The sequence below is a fragment of the Actinospongiicola halichondriae genome, assembly GCF_049103745.1.
In the GTDB taxonomy this organism is placed as follows: Bacteria; Actinomycetota; Acidimicrobiia; order Acidimicrobiales; family Salinilacustritrichaceae; genus Salinilacustrithrix; species Salinilacustrithrix halichondriae.
Genome location: NZ_CP171622.1, coordinates 391362 through 411647 on the forward strand (window position 1 = coordinate 391362; position 20286 = coordinate 411647).

9 protein-coding genes are annotated in these 20286 nt (G+C 69.2%); 5 read left to right on the forward strand and 4 right to left on the reverse strand.

What is annotated here, in order from left to right:
- Positions 1-76 precede the first annotated feature (76 nt).
- The 3 genes from AB8619_RS02120 (at position 77) to AB8619_RS02130 (ending at position 2759) form a co-directional block, all read left to right on the forward strand.
- Positions 77-460: an MmcQ/YjbR family DNA-binding protein gene (locus tag AB8619_RS02120; RefSeq protein WP_436794807.1), complete on the forward strand. Its 384-nt coding sequence runs from the start codon at positions 77-79 to the stop codon at positions 458-460.
- A 168-nt stretch (positions 461-628) separates the two neighbouring features.
- Positions 629-1891: a DUF222 domain-containing protein gene (locus AB8619_RS02125; RefSeq protein ID WP_436794808.1), complete on the forward strand. Its 1263-nt coding sequence runs from the start codon at positions 629-631 to the stop codon at positions 1889-1891.
- Between the two features lie 40 nt (positions 1892-1931).
- Positions 1932-2759: an aminoglycoside adenylyltransferase domain-containing protein gene (locus AB8619_RS02130; protein WP_436794809.1), complete on the forward strand. Its 828-nt coding sequence runs from the start codon at positions 1932-1934 to the stop codon at positions 2757-2759.
- Positions 2760-2765: 6 nt separating this feature from the next.
- On the opposite strand, the gene lysS is transcribed toward AB8619_RS02130, so the two are convergent.
- The 4 genes from lysS to nadC form a co-directional block, all read right to left on the reverse strand.
- Entirely contained in the window at positions 2766-4175 is a 1410-nt protein-coding gene (gene lysS / locus AB8619_RS02135) for a lysine--tRNA ligase (RefSeq protein ID WP_436794810.1), read from the reverse strand.
- Positions 4172-5002 (reverse strand): type III pantothenate kinase, encoded by an 831-nt coding sequence (locus tag AB8619_RS02140; protein WP_436794811.1) that lies wholly within the window; start codon positions 5000-5002, stop codon positions 4172-4174. Before AB8619_RS02140 ends, lysS begins: the two co-directional genes overlap by 4 nt.
- A 61-nt stretch (positions 5003-5063) precedes the next feature.
- A complete protein-coding gene (locus AB8619_RS02145) occupies positions 5064-5981 on the reverse strand; it encodes a hypothetical protein (RefSeq protein WP_436794812.1) in 918 nt (305 codons plus the stop codon).
- A 53-nt stretch (positions 5982-6034) separates the two neighbouring features.
- Complete coding sequence (gene nadC, locus AB8619_RS02150; protein ID WP_436794813.1) at positions 6035-6913, reverse strand: carboxylating nicotinate-nucleotide diphosphorylase; 879 nt, start codon at positions 6911-6913, stop codon at positions 6035-6037.
- A 248-nt stretch (positions 6914-7161) separates the two neighbouring features.
- On the opposite strand from nadC, the gene AB8619_RS02155 reads away from it, so the two are divergent.
- Both AB8619_RS02155 and AB8619_RS02160 read left to right on the forward strand, forming a co-directional pair.
- On the forward strand, positions 7162-8130 hold the full coding sequence (locus AB8619_RS02155; RefSeq protein WP_436794814.1) for a hypothetical protein: 969 nt from the start codon (positions 7162-7164) through the stop codon (positions 8128-8130).
- 9 nt (positions 8131-8139) lie between these two features.
- Complete coding sequence (locus tag AB8619_RS02160; protein ID WP_436794815.1) at positions 8140-20250, forward strand: OmpL47-type beta-barrel domain-containing protein; 12111 nt, start codon at positions 8140-8142, stop codon at positions 20248-20250.
- The last annotated feature ends 36 nt before the right edge of the window (positions 20251-20286 follow it).

A 20286-nucleotide genomic window follows, 5' to 3' on the forward strand; every position in this document is an offset into this window, starting at 1 on the left:
CTCGACGTCACAGCCGTCGGCCCCCGACGCCTGGAGCGTCGAGTTCGCCCCGCGAGGGGTGCCATGATCCTTGGCGATGTCGGACTACGTCGATGTCGACGAGGAGATCCTCTCCCGGTTGGCGGCCCGCTGCCTCGCCCTGCCCGAGGCGTGGGACGAGCCGGCATGGACCGGCCACCGCTGGCTGGTTCGCAAGAAGAACTTCGCCCACGTGTTCGCCATGTGCGAGCGCGACGGATCGGTCACGACGATCGTCGCCGTCCGCTCACCCGATGACGAGCGTGACGCACTGATCGCCACCGGCCATCCGTTCTTCCTCCTGGGGTGGGGGCGCAACGCCGTCGGCATGGTGCTCGACGACGAGACCGACTGGGACGAGGTGACCGAGGTCGTCACCGAGAGCTACTGCGTGCTGGCGCCGCAGAAGCTGGTGGCGCTGGTCGATCGACCGCCGGGCTGATCGAGTCGAGGTCGCCACGAAAGGAGGGGTTGACTCGAACACCAGTTCGGACTATGGTCGGAAGTGCCCTCGGAGTCGGGCGGTCCGCATCGGAGAACCTCGCATCGGACGAACACGACTCCCGACCATCGTCGCTTCCCCACGGAATTCCTGTTGGAGGTGAGCTGCGTGCTCGGGTCACTCGTCGAAGAACTCCGCCGCTGCATCGATGGGTTGCAGGCGATGGCCCGTGACCTCGAGTCCGGCGACGTGGCGTGGCCGGACATCCGCGTCGACCTCGTCGCGCTGGAGCGGGAGCGCGAGCGGCTCGATCACACCATCGGTGCCCTCGTCTCCGACCTCGAGGCCCGCGGTGCAGCGGCACTCGACGGCTGCCGTTCCATGGCCGCGTGGTTGACGGCGAACACCGGTCAACGCCGGTCGATCACCGGCTCACGGCTCTGGCTCGCGACCCGTCTCCGCTCCATGCCTGCGACCGACGCCGCCGTCGCCGATGGCTCGATCACTGGCTCGCATGCGAACGTGCTGACCAGGGCGCAGAACCCGCGCACGCTCGACGCATTCGCTCGCGACGAGAACACGCTGGTCGGTGTGGCCCGACAGGTCACGGCCGACCAGCTCGTCCAGGTCGTCGAGCACTGGTTGCGCCACGTCGACCCGGACGGGACCGAACCCGCCGACACTCGCGACGACACCTTCCGTCTCTCCACCACGCTCGATGGACGGCTCAAGGGCGACTTCGAGTTCGGCGGCGAACTCGCCATCCGTACCAAGGCCCTCCTCGACGAGGTCGTGGCGCAGATCCGACGTCGCGACAAGGAGGCCAGGAAGGCCGATCCGACCGATCCCCGGCTGGGGGAGTCCGTCTCACGCGTGCGAGCGCGGGCGTTCGGCGAGGTGTTGGACCGAGCAGCGGTCTCACCGAAGAACCCAGCACGCCGCCAGCCGCTCTTCTCCATCGTCACCACGCTCGACACCCTGACGGGGGAGGGCGATCCGCTCGCCTGGCGGACCGAGGTCGACCTCGCTTGGCGGTCTGCGATCCCGCTCCGACTGCGCGATCTCTGGGCCTGCGACGGACACGTCTCGCGGACGATCCTGGGCGCCGACCGCGAACCGCTCGACGTGGGTCGGGCCAGGCGGATCGCCACTGCCGCCCAGCGGCGGGCGCTCCTGTCCCGGCACGGCGGGTGCGCCGTGCCGGACTGCGACGCTGCTCCAGGCCAGGTCGAGATCCATCACCACCAGCGGTGGACCGAGGGCGGGCTGACGGACCTGGACAACCTCCTCCCGACCTGCAGCTGGCATCACCACCGGATCCACACCGGCGACCTCACGGCCGAATCGGTCGACGGCGGCTGGCAGTTCGTCCTGCCGGACGGCCGCGTTCTCCAACCGGCCCGAGCCGGCCCCGACGCCGGCGCCGCGTAGGACGCGGCACGCCACCTCGGCGCCCGGCAACACTGCAAGCATGCACCCGCTGGCCGAACGCCGCGCCCGGCAGTATCTCGATCTGCTCGATCGGCTCGCTCCCGGTCGGGTCGTCGGTCTCTATGTCGTCGGTTCTGCTGCGCTCGATGCGTTCCACCCCGACCGCAGCGATGTTGACCTGGTGGCGGTGTTGGATCACCGCGACTCGGACGACTGTCAGTTGGTCAGGACCGTCCACCGGCGCTCGGCGATTCGCTCCTTCCCGGCGGCCATCGCGCGCGGACGGCCAAGCGTGCCCGGTGTCTGCAACACGGTGTTCGTCGCGGCCGACGATCTTCGACAGCCGGTGAGGGCAATTCAGCCGATCGGATCCCATGTCGGGCTTGCCTGCCACTGCGGCAGCGGGTTCGACGTGAACCCCGTGATGTGGCGTGTCCTACGGGACCATGGCGTGGCCGTGCGAGGGGCAGCCCCGTCGTCGCTCGGTGTCGATCCGGAGGGCGACGTCCTACGACAATGGAACCTCGACAACCTTCACGCCTACTGGGAGCCGTTGGCGCGAACCCACGTCGCCGGACGCCCGGCTCCGAGGCATCGGTTCCGTCCGCGTTGGACGACGTCCTGGCTCGTGCTCGGACCGACCCGCTTGTACCGAACGATCGCCACCGGTGAGATCATCACCAAGGAGCAGGCGGGCGAACACGCGCTGGAGGTGTTCGACTCGCAGTGGCACCCGATCATCCGTGAAGGACTGGCGGCGCGCCGGGGTGACAGGCGCACTGGCCGCTTCGATGGTGGCGCGGCAATGATGCGAGAAGCGGGCCGGTTCGGCCTCCACGTGGTGGAGCGTGCCGATGCCCTCGGGTGACCTGGCCTACTGCTCGGGGCGCAGGGTGGGGAAGAGCACGACGTCGCGGATCGACGGCGTGTCGGTGAGCAGCATCACGAGACGGTCCATGCCGATGCCGAGGCCGCCGGTGGGCGGAAGGCCGTACTCCATCGCCCGGAGGTAGTCCTCGTCGAGCGGCATGGCCTCGTGGTCGCCGGCGTCGTGCTGGCGGACCTGGTCCTCGAAGCGGGCTCGTTGCACGTCGGGGTCGGTGAGCTCCGAGAAGGCGTTGCAGAGTTCACGTCCGGCGACGATGGCCTCGAAACGCTCGGTCACGCCGGGCAGCTCACGATGCGATCGCGAGAGGGGCGAGACCTCCTCGGGGTAGTCGGTCACGAAGATCGGCCCCCACAGCGAGGACTCGGTCGTCTTCTCGTAGATCTCGAGGATCAGCTTGCCCGTTCCCCACGACTCCTCGATCTCGACGTCGTGTTCGACGGCGACCTTGCGGACGTCGTCGATCGGCTGGTTCACGTCGAGGCGCACACCGATCGAGTCCTCGATCAGCTCCACCATCGAGGCCCGTCGCCACGGCGTCGAGAGGTCGAGCTCGCGGTCGCCGTAGGTGAGCGTGGTGGTCCCGTGGAGCTCGATCGCCAGGTGAGCGACCAGGTCCTCGACCAGGGTCATGATGTCGGCGTAGTCGGCATAGGCCTGGTACAGCTCGAGCATCGTGAACTCGGGGTTGTGTCGGGTCGAGATGCCCTCGTTGCGGAACACCCGTCCGATCTCGAACACCCGCTCGAAACCCCCGACGACGAGGCGCTTGAGGAACAGTTCGGGAGCGATGCGCAGCTTGAGGTCGACGTCGAGGGCGTTGTGGTGCGTGGTGAACGGTGTTGCGGCAGCGCCACTGGCCACGTGCTGGAGCACGGGCGTCTCGACCTCGACGAACTCGCGGTCCTCGAGCCACCGTCGGGTCAGGCTCATGATCCGCGACCGGGTACGGAGCACGACGGCCGACTCGGGGTTGGCCCACAGGTCGGCGTAGCGCTGCCGGTAGCGGATGTCGGTGTCGTTGATGCCGTGGAACTTGTCGCCGAAACCGCGTCGGGCCTCGGCCAGGTGGACGAACGACGTGATCTTCACCGAGAGCTCGCCCCGACGGGTCTTGACCACGGTGCCGGTCGCGCCGACCCAGTCGCCGAGGTTGAGCTTCACGAACTCGTCGTACCCGTCGAGCACCTTCGACAGCGCGAAGAGCTGGATCTCGGAGCCGTCGCCCTCGCGGAGGGTGGCGAAGGCCAGCTTGCCCTGGTCGCGCAGGAGCATGACGCGACCGGCGATGGTCACGACGCGCTCGGTTTCTTCGCCGTCCTCGAGACCGGCGTACTCGGCGATCAGCGATGCCACCCGGGCATCGACGTCGAGGCGGTAGGGAGGGTCGAAGATCATGCGTCGTCCACTGGTAGGGCTGCGTTCTTCTCGTGGATGAGTCGGAGCCCGTGCAGCGTGAGCCATGGCTCGTGATGGTCAATCGTCTCCGACAGCGGGGCGATCAGGCCGGCCAGGCCGCCGGTGGCGACGACGGTGGACTCGCCGTCGAGTTCGTCCTCGAACCGGTGGACCATGCCGTCGACGACTGCGGTGAAGCCGTACACCGCGCCCGACTGCATCGACTCGACCGTCGAACGGCCGATCACGTTGGCCGGTTCGACGAGCTCGACCCGGCGCAATGCGGCGGCCCGACCGAACAGGGCGTCCAGGCTGATGTCGATCCCGGGGAAGATGGCGCCGCCGAGGTACTCACCCTTGGCCGAGATGGCCTCGAAGGTGGTCGCCGTGCCGAAGTCGATGACGATCGTCGGACCGCCGAAGAGATCCCAGGCGGCGACGGCGTCGGCGATGCGGTCGGAGCCGACCTCTCGGGGGTTGTCGTAGAGGATCGGCATGCCGGTCTTGACGCCGGGCTCGACGACGAGCGCGTCCTGGCCGAGGTACCGCTCGCTGAAGCGGCGGAGCGAGCCGGTCACACGCGGGACGGACGAGCAGACGGCGAAGCCGGAGACGTCCTGTGGCCAGCCGAATCCGTGGAAGGCCAAGAACTCCTGGAACAGCAGGGCGTACTCGTCGGCCGTGCGCTCGACGTTGGTGGCGATGCGCCAGTGGTCGAGCAGGTCGGTGTCGGCCGCCCGCTCACCCGCCGGGACGGCCTTGTCATCGAGCGCGTAGAGCCCGATGACGGTCTGGGTGTTCCCGACGTCGATGGCGAGGAGATGCACGGCGGGCGAGATTACGCGAACCCCGCCACAGGCTCCCCATCTGATCCGGCGGCGCCCCGGATCAGCCGGTGTACTGCGGGCTGGCCTTGGTCGGCGCGGCGGGCGTCGCCGTGGACGGCTGGGCGTCGGTCACCACGCTCGTGCTGGTGGTGCTGGTCGTCGTCGACGTCGTCGAGCTGGTCGTCGAGCTGGTCGTCGACGTCGTGGTGGGCGGCGTCTGGTCGCAGATCACGGTGATGGCCTCGACGAAGTCCTCGTCCGATGACACCAGGCCCAGTTCGTCCACGACGGTGGTGTCGCCGGTCGTCGGGTCGATGATCACCAGGTCGTACTGGGCCGAGTAGAGCGTTCCCTCGCAGTCGAACGCCAGACCGGAGGCGCCGTCGACATCGGCGAGGTCGCTGAAGAGCAGCGTCAGCGCGCCGGTCGTCGTGTCGATCTCGTACAGATCGCTGCCGTAGCTGAGGCCGTACAGCGTGGTGCCCGTGGGGTCGAAGGCCATGGCCCCGATGCGATCCTCGGTCGGCCCGATGTCGGAGACTGCGGCCGTCGTCTTGTCGACCGTGGCCAGGATGGACTCATCCCCGTCGTAGGTGATGTACATGACCCCCGTCACCGGGTGGATGGCGAGGCCGGTGGGGTCGTCGATGCCGAGCGAGCCGACCTCGGTCGATGCCCCGGTGTCGGGATCGACCGTGTAGAGCAGGTCTGGATCGAGGTCGTAGCTCATCGCGAAGAGGGTGTTGGTGGCGGCGTCCCATTCGATGCCCGTGCTGCCGACCACATCGCCGGCGCCGACCTCGGTGGTCGTGGCGTCTGCCGCGTCGACGGTGAAGAGTTTCTGGCTGTCCCAGCCGAGGACGAGCATCGTGCCGTCCGGTTGCGCGGACGCAGACGGAACGGCGGCCAGAACCGCGCTGGCGAGGACTGCAGCAGCGACGATGGCCTGGACGGGCCGCTTCGAACCGGGTGTGTGCATGACGCTCCTGCGATCGGGGTTTCGGCGGATGCTACGACGGCCGGCCGGAGAAGTCAGGTGCGGATGTCGAGGCCGATGTCGAGGGCCGGGGCCGACTGCGTGATCTGGCTGGTCGACAGCAGATCGACGCCGCTCGCGGCGTAGGCGCCGGCGGTGTCGACCGTGATGCCGCCCGAGCACTCGAGCCACGGACGGCGGGTGTTGTTCGTCGTCGCCCACGCATCGGCCGCGACCACGGCGGCCGCAGCCGCCTCGGGCGTGAAGTTGTCGAGGAGGATCGCGTCGCACCCCGCGTCGAGCGCAGTCATCATCGCGTCGACGTCGTCGACCTCGACGTGGATCGTCCGGGCCGGCCACGCGTGACGGGCACGTCGCACCGCCTCGACGATGCCGATGGCAGCCAGGTGGTTGTCCTTGAACATCACCCAGTCGGACAGGTTCCCCCGGTGGCTGGCCCCGCCGCCGGCCCGGACCGCAGCCTTCTCGAGTGAGCGGAGCCCCGGCGTCGTCTTGCGGGTGTCCCAGATGCGGGCCGAGCCGCCGGAGGCCGCAGCGTCGGCGAATCGACGGGTCAGCGTGGCGATCCCGCTGAGATGGCAGAGGAAGTTCAGCGCGGTCCGCTCGCCGGTGAGGATCGGCGCGAGCGGGCCGCGGACGACGCCGAGCACGTCGCCTGCGGCCAGGGTGTCGCCGTCGCCGACGTGCCAGTCGACCGTGACACGGTCGTCGATCTGGGCGAACGCCTCGGTGGCGCAGGCCGTGCCGGCGACCGCGCCGGGCGCTCGGGTGACGAACGAGGCCTCGGCCACGGCGTCGGACGGGACCAGCGCCGCGCTGAGGTCGCCGAGGGGGGTGAGGTCCTCAGCCAGCGCTGCGGACACCGCGGCCCGGACGGCATGGATCGGCGGCGCCACGGGCGCGTCGGAAGGCATCTGCGAAGCCTGCCACGACGGACGAGGTCCTCACACCAGCAGCATTCTCGGACCGCATATTGACGGAACCGCCAGTGTTTCTCTGCTGTTACTGGCGGAAACGTCAATGGTGGGCAGGATTCCTGACAGAAAATCGGACAAATTGCGCAAGAAGGTCGAAGTTGGTGCGTTCGACAGTCCGGGGTCATCCGCGACAGGAAACGGGCAGGCGAGTGCGAACGAAGCGACGACCTGATTGGCGCCAGCGCGTGGCGCTGTTCCTCATCGTCGGCACCCTCGTGCTGATGGTGGCCGCGACGTTGCCGGCGGCGGCATCGCCTGCGCCCATCGACGTGGAGTCGACGGCCGACAACGGCGTCGGGAACTCCCGGGCGCCCGGCCGGTCGTGTGACGACGGTGGGAGTGGTGCCTACTGGCACTACGACTACGGCACCGACCTCCCCCAGGGGACGCTGGGCGACCTCCCCGTCGAGTTGCGGACCCACCTCGACCTCCACTCCGACATCGTCCGCCAGCCCAACACCTCCGGCGCGACGCCGCCGGCCCCCGAGTCGCCCTCGGCGTTCCTCCAGGGCATCGAGAGCCACGCCTCGTTCCTCACCGATCGGGGCACCGTCAAGATCCGGCTGTCGTCCGGCGACTGCGAGACACCGACGCTCGGGTTCGACGGTTCGATCGCTTCCGGGACCGGCACCTGGACCGTCGACCGGGGGACCGGCGCCTACCGGGAGGCAACCGGCTCGGGGGTCTTCGACCTGACCGCCGAGGTGAACCCCGGCGCCGACAACACGCTGTCGCTCGACCTGAACGGCGACCTCGACATCCTCGAACCGGAACTCCAGTCCGAGGTCGTGTCGACCTACTGGGGTGGCCTCGGTGTCGACTACGTGTCACGTCGGGTGACCGTGGTCTACGAGATCACGAACGTCGGCCCCGGAGACGCCTACGGCGTCGTCCTCGACGCGGCCGGGAGCCCGACGAGCGGCGTCGGCGACCTCGGTCCCGCTCCGCAGGGCATCGGCGACCTGCTGGCCGGTCAGAGCGCCATCGTCCAGGTCCGCTACCAGCTCGGGTTGCTGAACCCGTGCCTCCTCGTCCTCCTCGGCTGCGACTTCGACTCCAGCCTCGAGCTCACCGTCCCTGATGCCCTCGATCGGCCCACCGCGGTCACCCTCTCCAACGAGGTCGAGGCTCCCACCCTTCCCCCACCGCTGTAGGAGCCCAACGTGACTGCCATCAGCCCCCATCTTCGCCGCGTCCTGACGCGTGCGCTCGCCCCCATCGGCTTCGTCGTCATCGCGCTCGCGGTGCTGGCGAACGCCGGGGTCATCGACCTGCAGAGCAGGCGGACGGCGGTGCCGTTCCCGATCCTCGCGTACGAGATCGAGGCCGTGTCCGACGGACACACCGCGACACTTCTCAATCTCCCGCTGCCCAACGTGGGGGCGCCGCAGGCGCCGATCCCCGTCGACGTCGACGGCGACCTGTTGCCCGACGTCGAGGTCGGGGTCAACCTGATCGACGCCGAGGGGCTGTTCAACAACCCGCCGAAGACGGGTGAGATCATCGCCCCGAACATCGAGATCAACCGGCTCGTGACCGCGTCCCTGCTCGGACAGGGCACGCCGCCGCTCAAGATCAACGTCAAGCTCACCGTGGTCGACCTCGAGGGCGGCCAGCCCGACACCGTCGTGCGCTTCGGCTACGACACCGGAGAAGGCGGCTCCATCCCGCCGTCGTACAAGGCCGTCGTCGGTGGCCTCGACACGTTCTTCAACCCCATCACCGCGCGCATCGACACCACCGGTGGCCTGCTGAACCTCATCGACCCCGGCATCACCGACCTCGGGCTCACCCCGGCCGGTGCCGCCTACCAGGGACCGTTGACGACGTTCGCGGCGCTGGACAACGGCCCCGACCTCCAGGCCGACATCGACCTCGAGTTCTCCCCGATGCCCCAGGCGATCGAGGTCAGCTACGGCAGCGAGGGCAGCACCCAGTCGTTCACCTACTCCCACGACAGCGCCAGCGAGGTCGACCTGACCGCCGACGCCGCGCTGAAGTTGGGCGACGACGAGATCGACGTCACCGCACGCATCGACCGCCTGCCCCGAGCGATGGCCGTCGACTTCGGTCAGGACGACGCCGGCGCCGGTTTCGTCAATTACGACTCGGCGTCCCAGAGCGGACGTCTGGCCGACATCGCGGTCGACCTCCGTCGCACCGCGCCCGGCGAACGGCCGATCAACGCGCGCCTCGACCTGGAGTCACTGCCCTCGCAGCTCACCGGTGAGTGGAACGTCGCCGACGAGGGCACGAACGCCTCCTTCTCCGGCAGCGGACAGGGCATCGGCGCGATCGAGGCCCGGATCACGAACTACGACGGCGACCCCGTCGACTTCGACGAGTGGATCCCCTCGCAGCGCCAGCACGTCAACCTCCAGGCCGGCGAGGGCGGAATCCTCACCGGTGACACCTTCGTCTCGGCGCGCCTCGAGCGCATTCGCGGCGCCGAGTTCGCCATGGCTCCCGACGGCGGCGTCGAGGGCGTGGTCGAGGTCGGCGACGGCGAACGCCCGCTCGAGATCCACGGCGCCGTCGACTTCCGCGACGCCGACCTCGTCGCCCTCGAGGCGACGACGCTGATCTCCCCGTTGCCCGACCGCATCGCGCTCCAGTTCTCGCCGCCGGGTGAAGACCAGGAGACCGACCCGACCCGCATCGTGTACGAGGCCTCCGAGTCGATCGATGTCGACGTCGATCTGGCGCTCGCCACGGCCGACACGACCGGTCCCATCACCTGTGGCGCCGGCGGCACCACGTGCGCCGACCTCGAACTCCGTCACGTGCCCGACCGCATCGAAGCGCGCCTCGTCGGCCTCGAGGAGGAGAGCCGCGTCGAGGTCGACGCCGTGCCGCGAGCCGGCGGTGCACCGCTCGACATGCACGCCTCGGCCGTCATCGGACCGATCGACGCCGACATCCCCGTCGGCGTGTTGGCTGCCCCCATCAACGCCGACATCGACGTGCAGGGCCTGCCCGAGTACCTCCGGGTCCGGACCGTGTCCGGAGCGTCGGAGACGCTCGAACGCCTCGAGTTCCACACCTGCGACCGTGACTACGAGAACGCGGTGTGCGAGCCCGGCACCGAGTCCGAGATCGGCGAGATCGAGTTCGCCGTCTCCAACTTCAGCGAGCGGCCGGCCGATCTCCCCGGTCCGTCCGTGCTCGAGCCGCTCTTCGTGAGCGTCGTGGGCCGCGGCCTGCCCGACACGAACGAGGTGCTCCTCTTCGAGGCGGCCGGTCGCATCACCGACGTCCGTGAGCTCCAGTACCTCAACGTCGAGGACCTCTTCGGCGTCAAGGCCGACGTGGGCGACAACCAGGACTTCCGGGCTCACGTCGACATCGAGGGCGTGGACCTGAACGGCGACGATCCGGCCGACGGCCGTGTCGACATCGCGGCCGACGTCGCGATCACGCCGCTCCCCGCACCGTTCTCGTTCTGCACGAGCGGCAACGGCCGGCCGTTGGTGGCGGACCCCTACGACGAGATCACCGAGCCCTGTGAGGATCCCGATCCCTTCGACGACGGCACGGTCGACACCGGTCCGCTGACCGTCGCCTACCGGGCCCCCTCGGCGTTCGACGTCGCTGCCGACTTCTCCATCGACGGCGACCTGCCGTTCGACCAGCCCGACCTCCCGATCGAGTTCGGGACGTTCGACCACGTCGCAGCGCAGATCGCGATCGACGACGTTCCCGGCGAGTTCACCGCCTACGTGCACACCCCGGTCGAGCCCGAGGTCTCCTTCGACGGTCTCGACCGCACGTCGACCCGGATCCGCACGGTGGCACCCGGCGCCGACGATCTCTCGATCGACATAGCGGCGCAGCTCACGACGCCAGGCGTCGACTGCGACGACCCCGACCCCGAAGGTGGCGCGGTCTGCGCCCAGGTCGTGATCGACGGTCTGCCCGAGTTCGCCTCGGTCCTCCAGGCCACGACGACCGACCCGTCCGACGACGACGCCGTGATCGACCAGTCGGTGCAGTTCGCCGCCTGCGACCTCGACGTCGCCACGCTCGAGTGCCGACCCGGCACCGAGGGCGAGATCGGCTCCATCGACGTCGACGCTCGCATCCACGCCGGCGATCCTGACGGGGTCGATCCCTACGTCGCCCCGGCGGACACGCCGCACATCGTCGCCCTGCTCGACGTGGACGACCTCGCCAACCTCGAGGCCGTCACCAGCGTGCGGCTCGAGGAGTTGCGCGGAGTCGGATTCGCCCAAGACCCCGAGGGCCTCCACGCCCGGACCGACCTCGGCAACGGCACCGAGCCGCTGCTCGTGCACGCCGTCGCCGACCTCCGTGACACCACGGACCTGGTCGACGACGCGCTGCGAGCCCGCGTCGACGCCGACCTGTCGGTGACCCCGTTGCCCTCGACCTTCGAGTTCAGCCAGACCGGTCCCGGCGCCAGCCAGGACGAACCGGTCGTCATCACCGTCGAGTCGTCCGAGGTCGTCGACTTCGCCGCCTCGGCCGAGATCCGCGAGGTCGGGTCCGGACCCGACTGCGGCGACACCGGCACCTACTGCGCCGGCCTCGAGATCCTCGACATCCCCGAGAACGTCCAGGCCACCCTGACCCGGACGTTCGGCGACATCGACGGCACGAGCCGTGACGCCACGACCACCGTGGACCTCGATCTCGACCATGCCGACGGCACCCCGGGCTCGCCCGACGTGCACGTCGACGCGGCGATCGGTCTGCCGGTCGACACCGAACTCGTCGGCGAGACGCCGCTGTTCGCCGACTTCGACCTGACCGGTGCTCCCGCCGACGTGTTCGTCGTCATGGAGGGCACGGAACGGTTGGCCTCGAACGGTCCCGACCTCGAGGTCGCGGCCAGCGAACTCGACCGGTTCCTCTTCATCACCTGCGAATACGACCTCGGCGCCGAAGCCTGCGAGCCCGGCACCGAGGACGCCATCGACCTCGTCGAGGCGTCGGTCCGCACCTTCGACCTGCGACCCACCGACTTCCCGGCTCCGCCGGCCGACACCACCCCGCTCTACGTGGGTGTCACCGGCCGGGGCGAAGACCTCGAAGCGCAGATCCGCATCCCCGAGATCAGCACGGTCCAGTACGTCGACGACGACGGCCTCACCGCCGTCCAGGCTGCGCTCGGCGGCACCACGCCGAGCCAGGACCGTGACCTCCAGGTCCGGATCGACGTCGACGACCTGGTGATCGGCGACCAGATCGAGATCGGCGACCTCGTGGTCGACGATCCGACGGTCGACCTCGGCCTCGACGTCGACATCACCCCGTTCCCGGGTGACCTGACCTTCTGCACCCGCTCGGGTGGACAGTCACCGGTCCCGACGCCCTCGGGTCTGTCGCTGACCGCCATCTGCGAGGACACGGCGCCCTTCGGCCCCGACGTGACCCTCGACCACACACCGCTGTCGATCGGCTTCACCTCCAACGTTCCCTTCGACGTGTCGGCGCTGCTCGACGCGACGCTCGAGGGCACCGAGGCGGGCACCACCGACGCCATCGACCCGCAGCGCATCCGTGGTGAGTTCGCGGTGAACGACCTGCCGACCGAACTCCGGGCGCACTTCCTGCAGCCGAGCCAGACCACCGTCGCCACCCCGGACGGCCCGGTCGTCGAGCAGTCGGGCCCGTTCCGCGGGCTCATCGACTCGCCGGACGCCGGCTCGGGGATCGACCTCGACTTCGACGTGTCGTACCTCGTGGGCGAGAACACGGTCTGCAAGGACCCCCGCCTCACGGTCACGGCCTTCTGTGTCTCCGGTGGGATCAACGACCTGCCCACCCACGCCGAACTGTTCTACGACCCCGAACTCGACCTGTCGGACCCGGGCATCGACCTGAACGATTCGGACGACGTCACCAACCTCATCATCTCCACCGACGGTCCGGCCGACACCACGTTCGAGACCCTCGAGTTCTCGTCGGTCTCGCCGCAGCGCGGTGACGACGGCGCCCTGCTCGACCCGCCGGCAGCCGACGTGCTGATCGCGACGCTCGAGCTCGACGACCTCGATCACCCGCTCGAGATTCGTGGCACGCTCGACCTGCCTGACGATCCCAACGATCCGCCGACCGCGACGTTCGACGTCCAGGACGGCAAGACGCTCCCGGGCATGCGCGTGCACTTCCAGAACTACATCGCGCCGGATCCGACGATCGACGCGATCGTCCCGGATCGTCCGGTGGGCTCGAACGCCCTCGACACCTACGAGATCACGGCCATCCAGCGCGGTGACGCCTTCCGCCTCGACGCCGACATCATCGGGGTGCGTGGCGGCGGTGTGACCGCCGTGCGCGACGTCAACGGTGACCCGATCGGCACCACCGCCGTACGGGTCGACTTCGCCGACGACTTCAACGTCCGAGCCTTTGCGGACCTGCAGCCCGATGCCGCCAACCGGATCCTCCTCGACACCCTGCTCGAGGACATCCCTGCCGGCATCGACGTCTGCGTCCGTGGCCCCCGTGAGGGAGGCCAGGTCGGACAGTCGGCCCTCAACGGCACGTGGTGCGACTCGAACGAGGTCGCCGACACGCAGGGCGCACTCGAGTTCGCCACCAGGCCCAACACCTCGGGCGCCAAGATCGACATCGATGCATTCGCCCGCCTCCAGTTCGGTGGTGGGTCGTCGGTCCTCGCGGGTCGTGTCGACATCGACGAGATCCCCCAGGTCCTGCGGGTCCTGCTGCCGACCGACCAGAGCGAGGACGTCCGCTTCGCCGGGTACAGCCGCCTGCTCGGCACCGGCCCGCTCGTCCCGGACGGCATCGACAAGATCGCCTTCGAGGCGGCCAGCTTCGACTTGAAGCAGGTCGACACCGGCTACGTGGGGACACTGCCCTACGACGAGATCGTCAACGAGTCGGGCCCGTTCCCGGCGCCCGGCGCTCCGGTCGACGGTCGAGAGTTCCTCCACGCCGCGGTCGACGCGGTCGAGTCCGACTTCCACGTCCGCGGTCAGATCGGTCGCACCGACGGTGCGCCGTCCTCGCAACTCCAAGAGGTCGTCATCGCCGGTTCGGCCTGCGAGACCCCACCGAACGCCCCGCCGGACTACCCGCTGTTCCCCGAGGACGGCAAGACCGACTACACCTGCGTCCAGGTCCGGTTCGACGACGCCAGCGCCGGGATCAACCCGCTGTCGCTGCACGCCGAAGCCCTGCTCGACGACGGTGTCGTCGTCCGCCTCCGTGACGCCGGCCTGTCCGACGTGCCGAGCTGGATCCAGATGACGCTCTCCGACACCGAGAAGTACCTCGACGAGGAGAACGAGCGTGGCTGGCGTCGCCCCTGTGGCGCAGCGGCCGACGAGGCCCCCGACGCCCAGTGCATGGCGCCGATGCTCCGCTTCGACCAGCCCGACGATCCGCATCTCTTCGGTGTGCTCGAGTACGGCACCGAGGCCGACATCGAAGAAGCCGCCGGCGTGAGCGCGAAGGCGCTCGCCCCCGACTTCAACAGCGACCCGACCGGCAACGGCTGGGACGGCCAGTTCGACAACGACAACGGCCTGCGGGTCAAGGTCGTCGACTTCGACAACGAGACACCGTTCGACTTCTCCGACGACCGTCTCACGGCCCGGGCGGCCATCCGCCTCCCGATCCCGCAGTCGCTGACCGTCGACCATCCGCAGACCTTCAACCAGGACGACACCGACAAGAACGCCGACGGCGTGCCCGTCGGCGGCGACAGCGCGGCCGACTTCCGGTTCCGCAGCGCCATCCGCAACTCGGCCGGCGTCCCGGTCAGTGAGCTCGGTGAGCTCGCCGCCATGTTCGCCTTCGCCGACTCGGATGCGCAGTTGCTGCTCACCGAGCCGTGCGCACAGGACGTGGTCGGCACGGCCGAACAGGGCCGCGACCCCAACTGCGCCGAGTTCACGCACGGTGTCCCGATCCCGGGTGAGATCGCACTGGGCATCTACCAGCGAGACTCGATCCGAGACATCGGCGACGACCGTCTCCGCACTTCGTCGCTGATCCAGGCCGAGGGTCGCCTCTCGACGCCGGTGAGCATCGGCGCCCGGTTCGTGGCCGACGGCCTCGAGGTCTCCGAGGGCATCAAGCTCGGGGAGATCGAGGTCGCGATCCGCAACATCCCGAGCTTCGATCCCAACGACGCGGCGTACGCCGACGGCACCCTGCCGAGCTTCCGTCTCCGAAACGAGATCATCAAGGACGCCAACCGTCCCGAGGTGAACGACGACGAGCCGGCCGAGAGCGATCCGATCTTCCAGTTCATCTCCGACGTCGACATCGACGTCAACGAGGTGTTCGCCGGGTTCGACTTCTCGCCGACCCCGACGCCGGCTCGCCGTCTCGACTCGGTCATCTACCTCGACGGCACTCGTATCGGTGCCGACCTGGGTGGCTTCACGACCATCGCCGGGAACACCCCGGCCCCGATCTCCGCAGCGTTCGCCGTGAAGATCGATCCGCTCGACATGGAGATCCGCTCGGTCATCGACTTCCCCGACGTGGGCGGCGACGTGTCGCACTTCCTCGAGGACACCCTCGGACTGCCCGGCTTCATCTCCGACATCATCGGGTGGCTGGTCGACAAGTTCATCGGGGTCATCGAGGACATCCTCAACAGCTTCCCGATCCAGGTCCGCCTGGAGTCCGACCTCCTCGCGCAGTTCACGCTCGACCGAGTCGATCGATTCACCTTCCGATCGAATCTGTTGCACGCGACGGCGTACGAACACGGACCAGGGTCCGCGAGAGTGGGCCCGATCAACCTCGACATGGACGTCTTCCATGCCGGCCTCGCCTTCGACCGCACCTTCGACATCCCCGGTTGGCTCGACTGGATCCCGGGCGTGCCCGACAAGGTCCGGATCAACTTCCTGCTCGCCGGTCTCGAGTACGACCCGGCCAAGGCGTTCCTGCTCGACGCGATCGACGCCGGACTGTCCACGGACCTGTTCGAGAACGTGCTGATCGAGTTCCGCAGTTGCAGCGTGATCAGTCAGATCCTCCCGGGCGTCGCATCGACCATCAACCAGGTCGGTGTGGACAACGGGACCGAGGACTTCGTGATCTGGCCAGGCTCTGATCCCCGGATCGAGCTCGGCGGGTTCATCTTCGACATCCTCGGCATCAGCCAGCTCGACTTCCTGCTCGACTACCTGGCCGGTCCGATCTTCTGCAACGCCTTCAGCGTCGACGCCGCCGACTACCAGGGCATCAACCTGGGGACGACCGACTCCGACGACTACAACCCGGGCAACGGTGCGACCGTCGCATTCGCCGGCCATCCCGTGCCCGGCCAACCCGGCCAGCCCGACGTGTTGCCGCTCGAGCAGCCCGACCCCTCGGGTTCGCCTCTGCCGACCGACGGCCCGCCCGTGGCCTCACCCGGACCCGACGGTCCTCCGGCACCGCCGGACCCCGTGCCCCCGCGCTACGCGGGTGGAACCCAGACCGTCAACGGGGCGCTCGCCCTGTGCGGTGTGCACGAGTTCGACGCCCTCACCGTGAACGGTGACATCACCGTGGCGACCAGCTCGATCGGTGGCAACCCGCTCGGGACCGGCAACGCCTGTCCTGCCGGATCCGAGGGGAGCCTCGAGCTCCGCGCCAACACGCTCGTCGTGTCGGCCACCGGCTCGATCGACGCCGATGCGATCAGCAGCGACGTCCCGAACTTCGGTCCCGACTACACCGACTACCGCGCCACCGGGAACTCCGGCGGCACCAATGCGGGCGTCGGCTTCACCGGCTCGTTCGGTGACGAGGGCATCCGTCCCTACGCCAACGCCGACGTCGAGCCCGACGTGCTCCCGGGTGCCCCGGGTAGTGCATCTGCGGACGCCAACTCGGCTGGTGCAGCTGGACTCGGCGGTGGCGCAGTCATCCTGCGTGCCGACGACGCCCTGATCATCGACGGTGCCGTCACCGCCGACGGCGGAAACGGTGCCGGCAACCTGTCCGGTGTCTGCGACGCCGACCCGGACGACAACGGCATCCCCGGTTCGCAGACCTACGACCACGACAACAACGCCGGTACCCCGCAGATCCCGCTGCCGACGCTCGATCCCCCCTACGAACACACCGGCGTCATCGGCGCCGGCGGTGGCGCCGGTGGCGGCATCGTGTTCGAGGCACGTCATCTCGTCGACCTCGGCGGGGCAACCATCTCCGCTGCCGGCGGCAACGGTGGCGCCGGTCGCCTCGGTGCCGGTGGCGGCGGCGCCGGCGGCGTGGTCAAGGTCCTCGCACCCACCCAGACCGGTACCGGTGGCCTCGCCACCGGCGTCGTGGCCGGGCTCAACGGGGCCGACGGCGGTTGTGCCGACGTCCCGCAGACTGCGAACCCGATCGACAACGACGGCACCGCCCCCGACGGCGATCCGTGGGAGACCGACGGCGTGGTCGTCATCGACCAGCCTCCGTTCGCCCAGCTGACGCCGTACGGCGACTTCTGGTGGGCCGGCGGCGCCGGGGCACCGGCTCCCATCACCGGATGGATCGAAGGCGGCGGCGGTCCCGGGAACGTCACCGTGCACACCTGTGCAGCGCGACTCCCGACCTCGGCCGGGCCCGCCTCGGCCGGTGCGCTGGTCAACTCGTTCCTCATCCCCGAGGCCGACGTCAACGGCAACGCCGCACCAGGGAGCACGCTCCCGACGGCGGCCAACCCCTGTGGCGCTCGTGCGGGAAGCACCATCGTCGAACTCGACGATGATCACGTCTTCTCCGGTGCGGTCGCTCCGGAGGACGCCGGTGCGGGCATCGAGTTCGGCCCGAACGTGTCCGGCTACTACGGCCTCTACACCACGGCAGTCCGTGGCTCGGAGGTCGAGGACATCAACGGCGTGGAGTGGATCATCGGCGTCGACGCCGACCGACCCACGATCAACGTCACCGCTCCGGCGGCCAACGAGGTCGTCACCAAGGCGGTCGTCACGCTCGAGATGACCGTGGCCGACCAGGCCGACCTGTCGGGTCTCGACTTCACCGAGTGCTTCGTCACCGGTGACACCGACTGGCGGGTCTGCAACGACGGCGACGCCATCCTCCTGCGGGGCGGCAACGGGCCGAACACGATCCAGGTCCGTGGCTACGACGAGGCCGGCAACGTCTCGTTGACCGCTGCTCGGACCGTGATCCTCGACCAGGATGCGCCCGAGGGCACCGCCACGCTCGTGCCGGGCACGCCCGACGGGAACGCCGGTTGGTACCGCAATGCGCCGGCCATCGCGCTCGGTGGCTACTCGGCCGCCAGCCCGGCCGACGACCGCCCGTTCGTGTACGCCTTCGACAACGGCCTCGAGACCCTGTGCCCGGTGAGCGGTTCCGCCACCTGCACCGTGTCGTCGACCGAGGTCGGCAACCTGTCGACCGGTGAGCACACCTTCCGGTACTCGGCCGTCAACGCCGCAGGAGTGCGCTACCACGACGACAACGATCCGAACACCCCGTCACCGATGCCGTCCACCACGTTCCGCCTCGATGCCGAGGCGCCCACCGTGGTGCTGGCGACGGTGCCCACGGAAGCGGAGCGCGACTTCGGCGGCGACGACTGGTTCGACGTCCGTCCGTTCCTCGTCCTGTCGGCCATCGATCAGGTCGGCGGCTCTGGTGTCGATCTGCTCGAGTACCGCATCGGTGCAGGGCCGTGGACCGACTACGACCCGCTCGCACCCCCGATCGCACCCACCGGTGTGACCACGGTGCAGTACCGAGCCACGGATGTCGCCGGCAACACCGCCGGCCCGTTCGGCCAGCTCATCCGGGTCGACGAGAACGCACCGACCCTGACCCTCGCCGCAGCCGGGGCGCCCGACGGCGCCAACGGCTGGTACGTCTCGGCTCCCACCATCACGGTGGACGGCTACGACGACGGCACGGGTGTCGGTGCCGACAGCGACCGCTTCCGATTCCGGATCGACAACGACGGCTACGTCGAGTGCGACCCGACCTGTGGCGTCGTCCCGACGCTCGAGACCGGCCAGCACCTGGTCCACGCCTCGGCGGTCGACCGGTTCGACAACCGATCGGGTGAGTCCACGATCGCCGTCGACGTCGACCTCGAAGCGCCCGAGACCGATCTGCGGATCGCTCCCGGAGCACCGGCCGGCGCCAACGACTGGTTCCTGAAGGAGCCGTTCGTCGAACTGGTGTCGGTCGATCCCGGCGAGGGTTCCGGCGTGGAGGCGATCCACTTCGTCCTCGACGGCGCCCCCGCAGCCGAGTACACCGGTCCGTTCACGATCGAGCCCGGCAGTCACACGCTCTGCTTCTCGGCGACCGACGTCGCCGGCAACGTCGAGCCCACGTCGTGCGCGACCTTCCTCGTCGACATCGACGATCCGGACGCAGGCGTCGCCGGACCGGCTGTGCCGGCGAGCGGTCACCACACCGCACCCATCGTGGTCACCGCGACGGGAAGCGACACCCTGCCGGGCTCCGACGTCGACTCGGCGTTCGATCCCGACCTCGGCGACCTGTGCGACGCCGGCCGACTCGCCGAGGACCCGACGAGCCCGTCGGGTCAGTGCGTCTCGGTCGACGGCTCACCGTTCGTGCCGGTCACCGGGCCGATCACCCTCGGCGAGGGCGTGCACTCGGTGCGCACCTTCACCGTCGACGTCGCCGGACGCCGTAGCCCGATCGTCGAGGAGGTCCGGTCGATCGACCGCTCCGCCCCGTCGATCGAACTCCGGACCCTGCCCCCGCTCCCGGCCCGCAACGGCTGGTTCCGGGCGGAGCCGATCGTGGTCCTCCGGGCCGTGGACGGTGCCCAGGGCAGTGGCGTCACCGGGATCGAATACCGCATCGACGGCGGTACCTGGACCGACTACGTCCGCCCCTTCGAGATGGACGAGGGCGACCACACGGTCGACTACCGGGCCACGGACGCCGCCGGGCTGGTCACCAACGGATCGGCGGCCATGCCCGTCGACCTGACGGCACCGGTCATCGTCCCCCGCAAGCCCTCGCCCAAGATCTGGAGCCGCTGGTTCGGCCCCGACGAGGCCGAGCTGCGTTGGCGGGTGACCGAGAACCTGGCGGGCTCGGTGGAGATCACCGTGATCGTCCACGACCTCACGGGCAACGTCGTGCGGATCCTCGACGGTGGCACCCACACGGTGACGCCGGGGACCCCGCTCGACGGCGCGACCCTCTGGGACGGCGAGAACCGGACCCTCACCGGACTGGTGCCCCTCGGCGTCTACTTCTACCGGGTGGTCGCGGTGGACGAGGCCGGAAACGTCGCTCACAGTGGTGAGTCGGCACCGATCCAGATCAAGCTGTTCTGACTCGACCGACAGAACCCATCGATTCGCCCGTTCCAC

Excerpts from the sequence above, each read along its gene's own strand:
- AB8619_RS02120 (WP_436794807.1), top strand. The coding sequence starts at position 77 with ATGTCGGACTACGTCGATGTCGACGAGGAGATCCTCTCCCGGTTGGCG.
- nadC (WP_436794813.1), bottom strand. The coding sequence starts at position 6,913 with ATGCCTTCCGACGCGCCCGTGGCGCCGCCGATCCATGCCGTCCGGGCC.
- lysS (WP_436794810.1), bottom strand. The coding sequence starts at position 4,175 with ATGATCTTCGACCCTCCCTACCGCCTCGACGTCGATGCCCGGGTGGCA.
- AB8619_RS02145 (WP_436794812.1), bottom strand. The coding sequence starts at position 5,981 with ATGCACACACCCGGTTCGAAGCGGCCCGTCCAGGCCATCGTCGCTGCT.
- AB8619_RS02130 (WP_436794809.1), top strand. The coding sequence starts at position 1,932 with ATGCACCCGCTGGCCGAACGCCGCGCCCGGCAGTATCTCGATCTGCTC.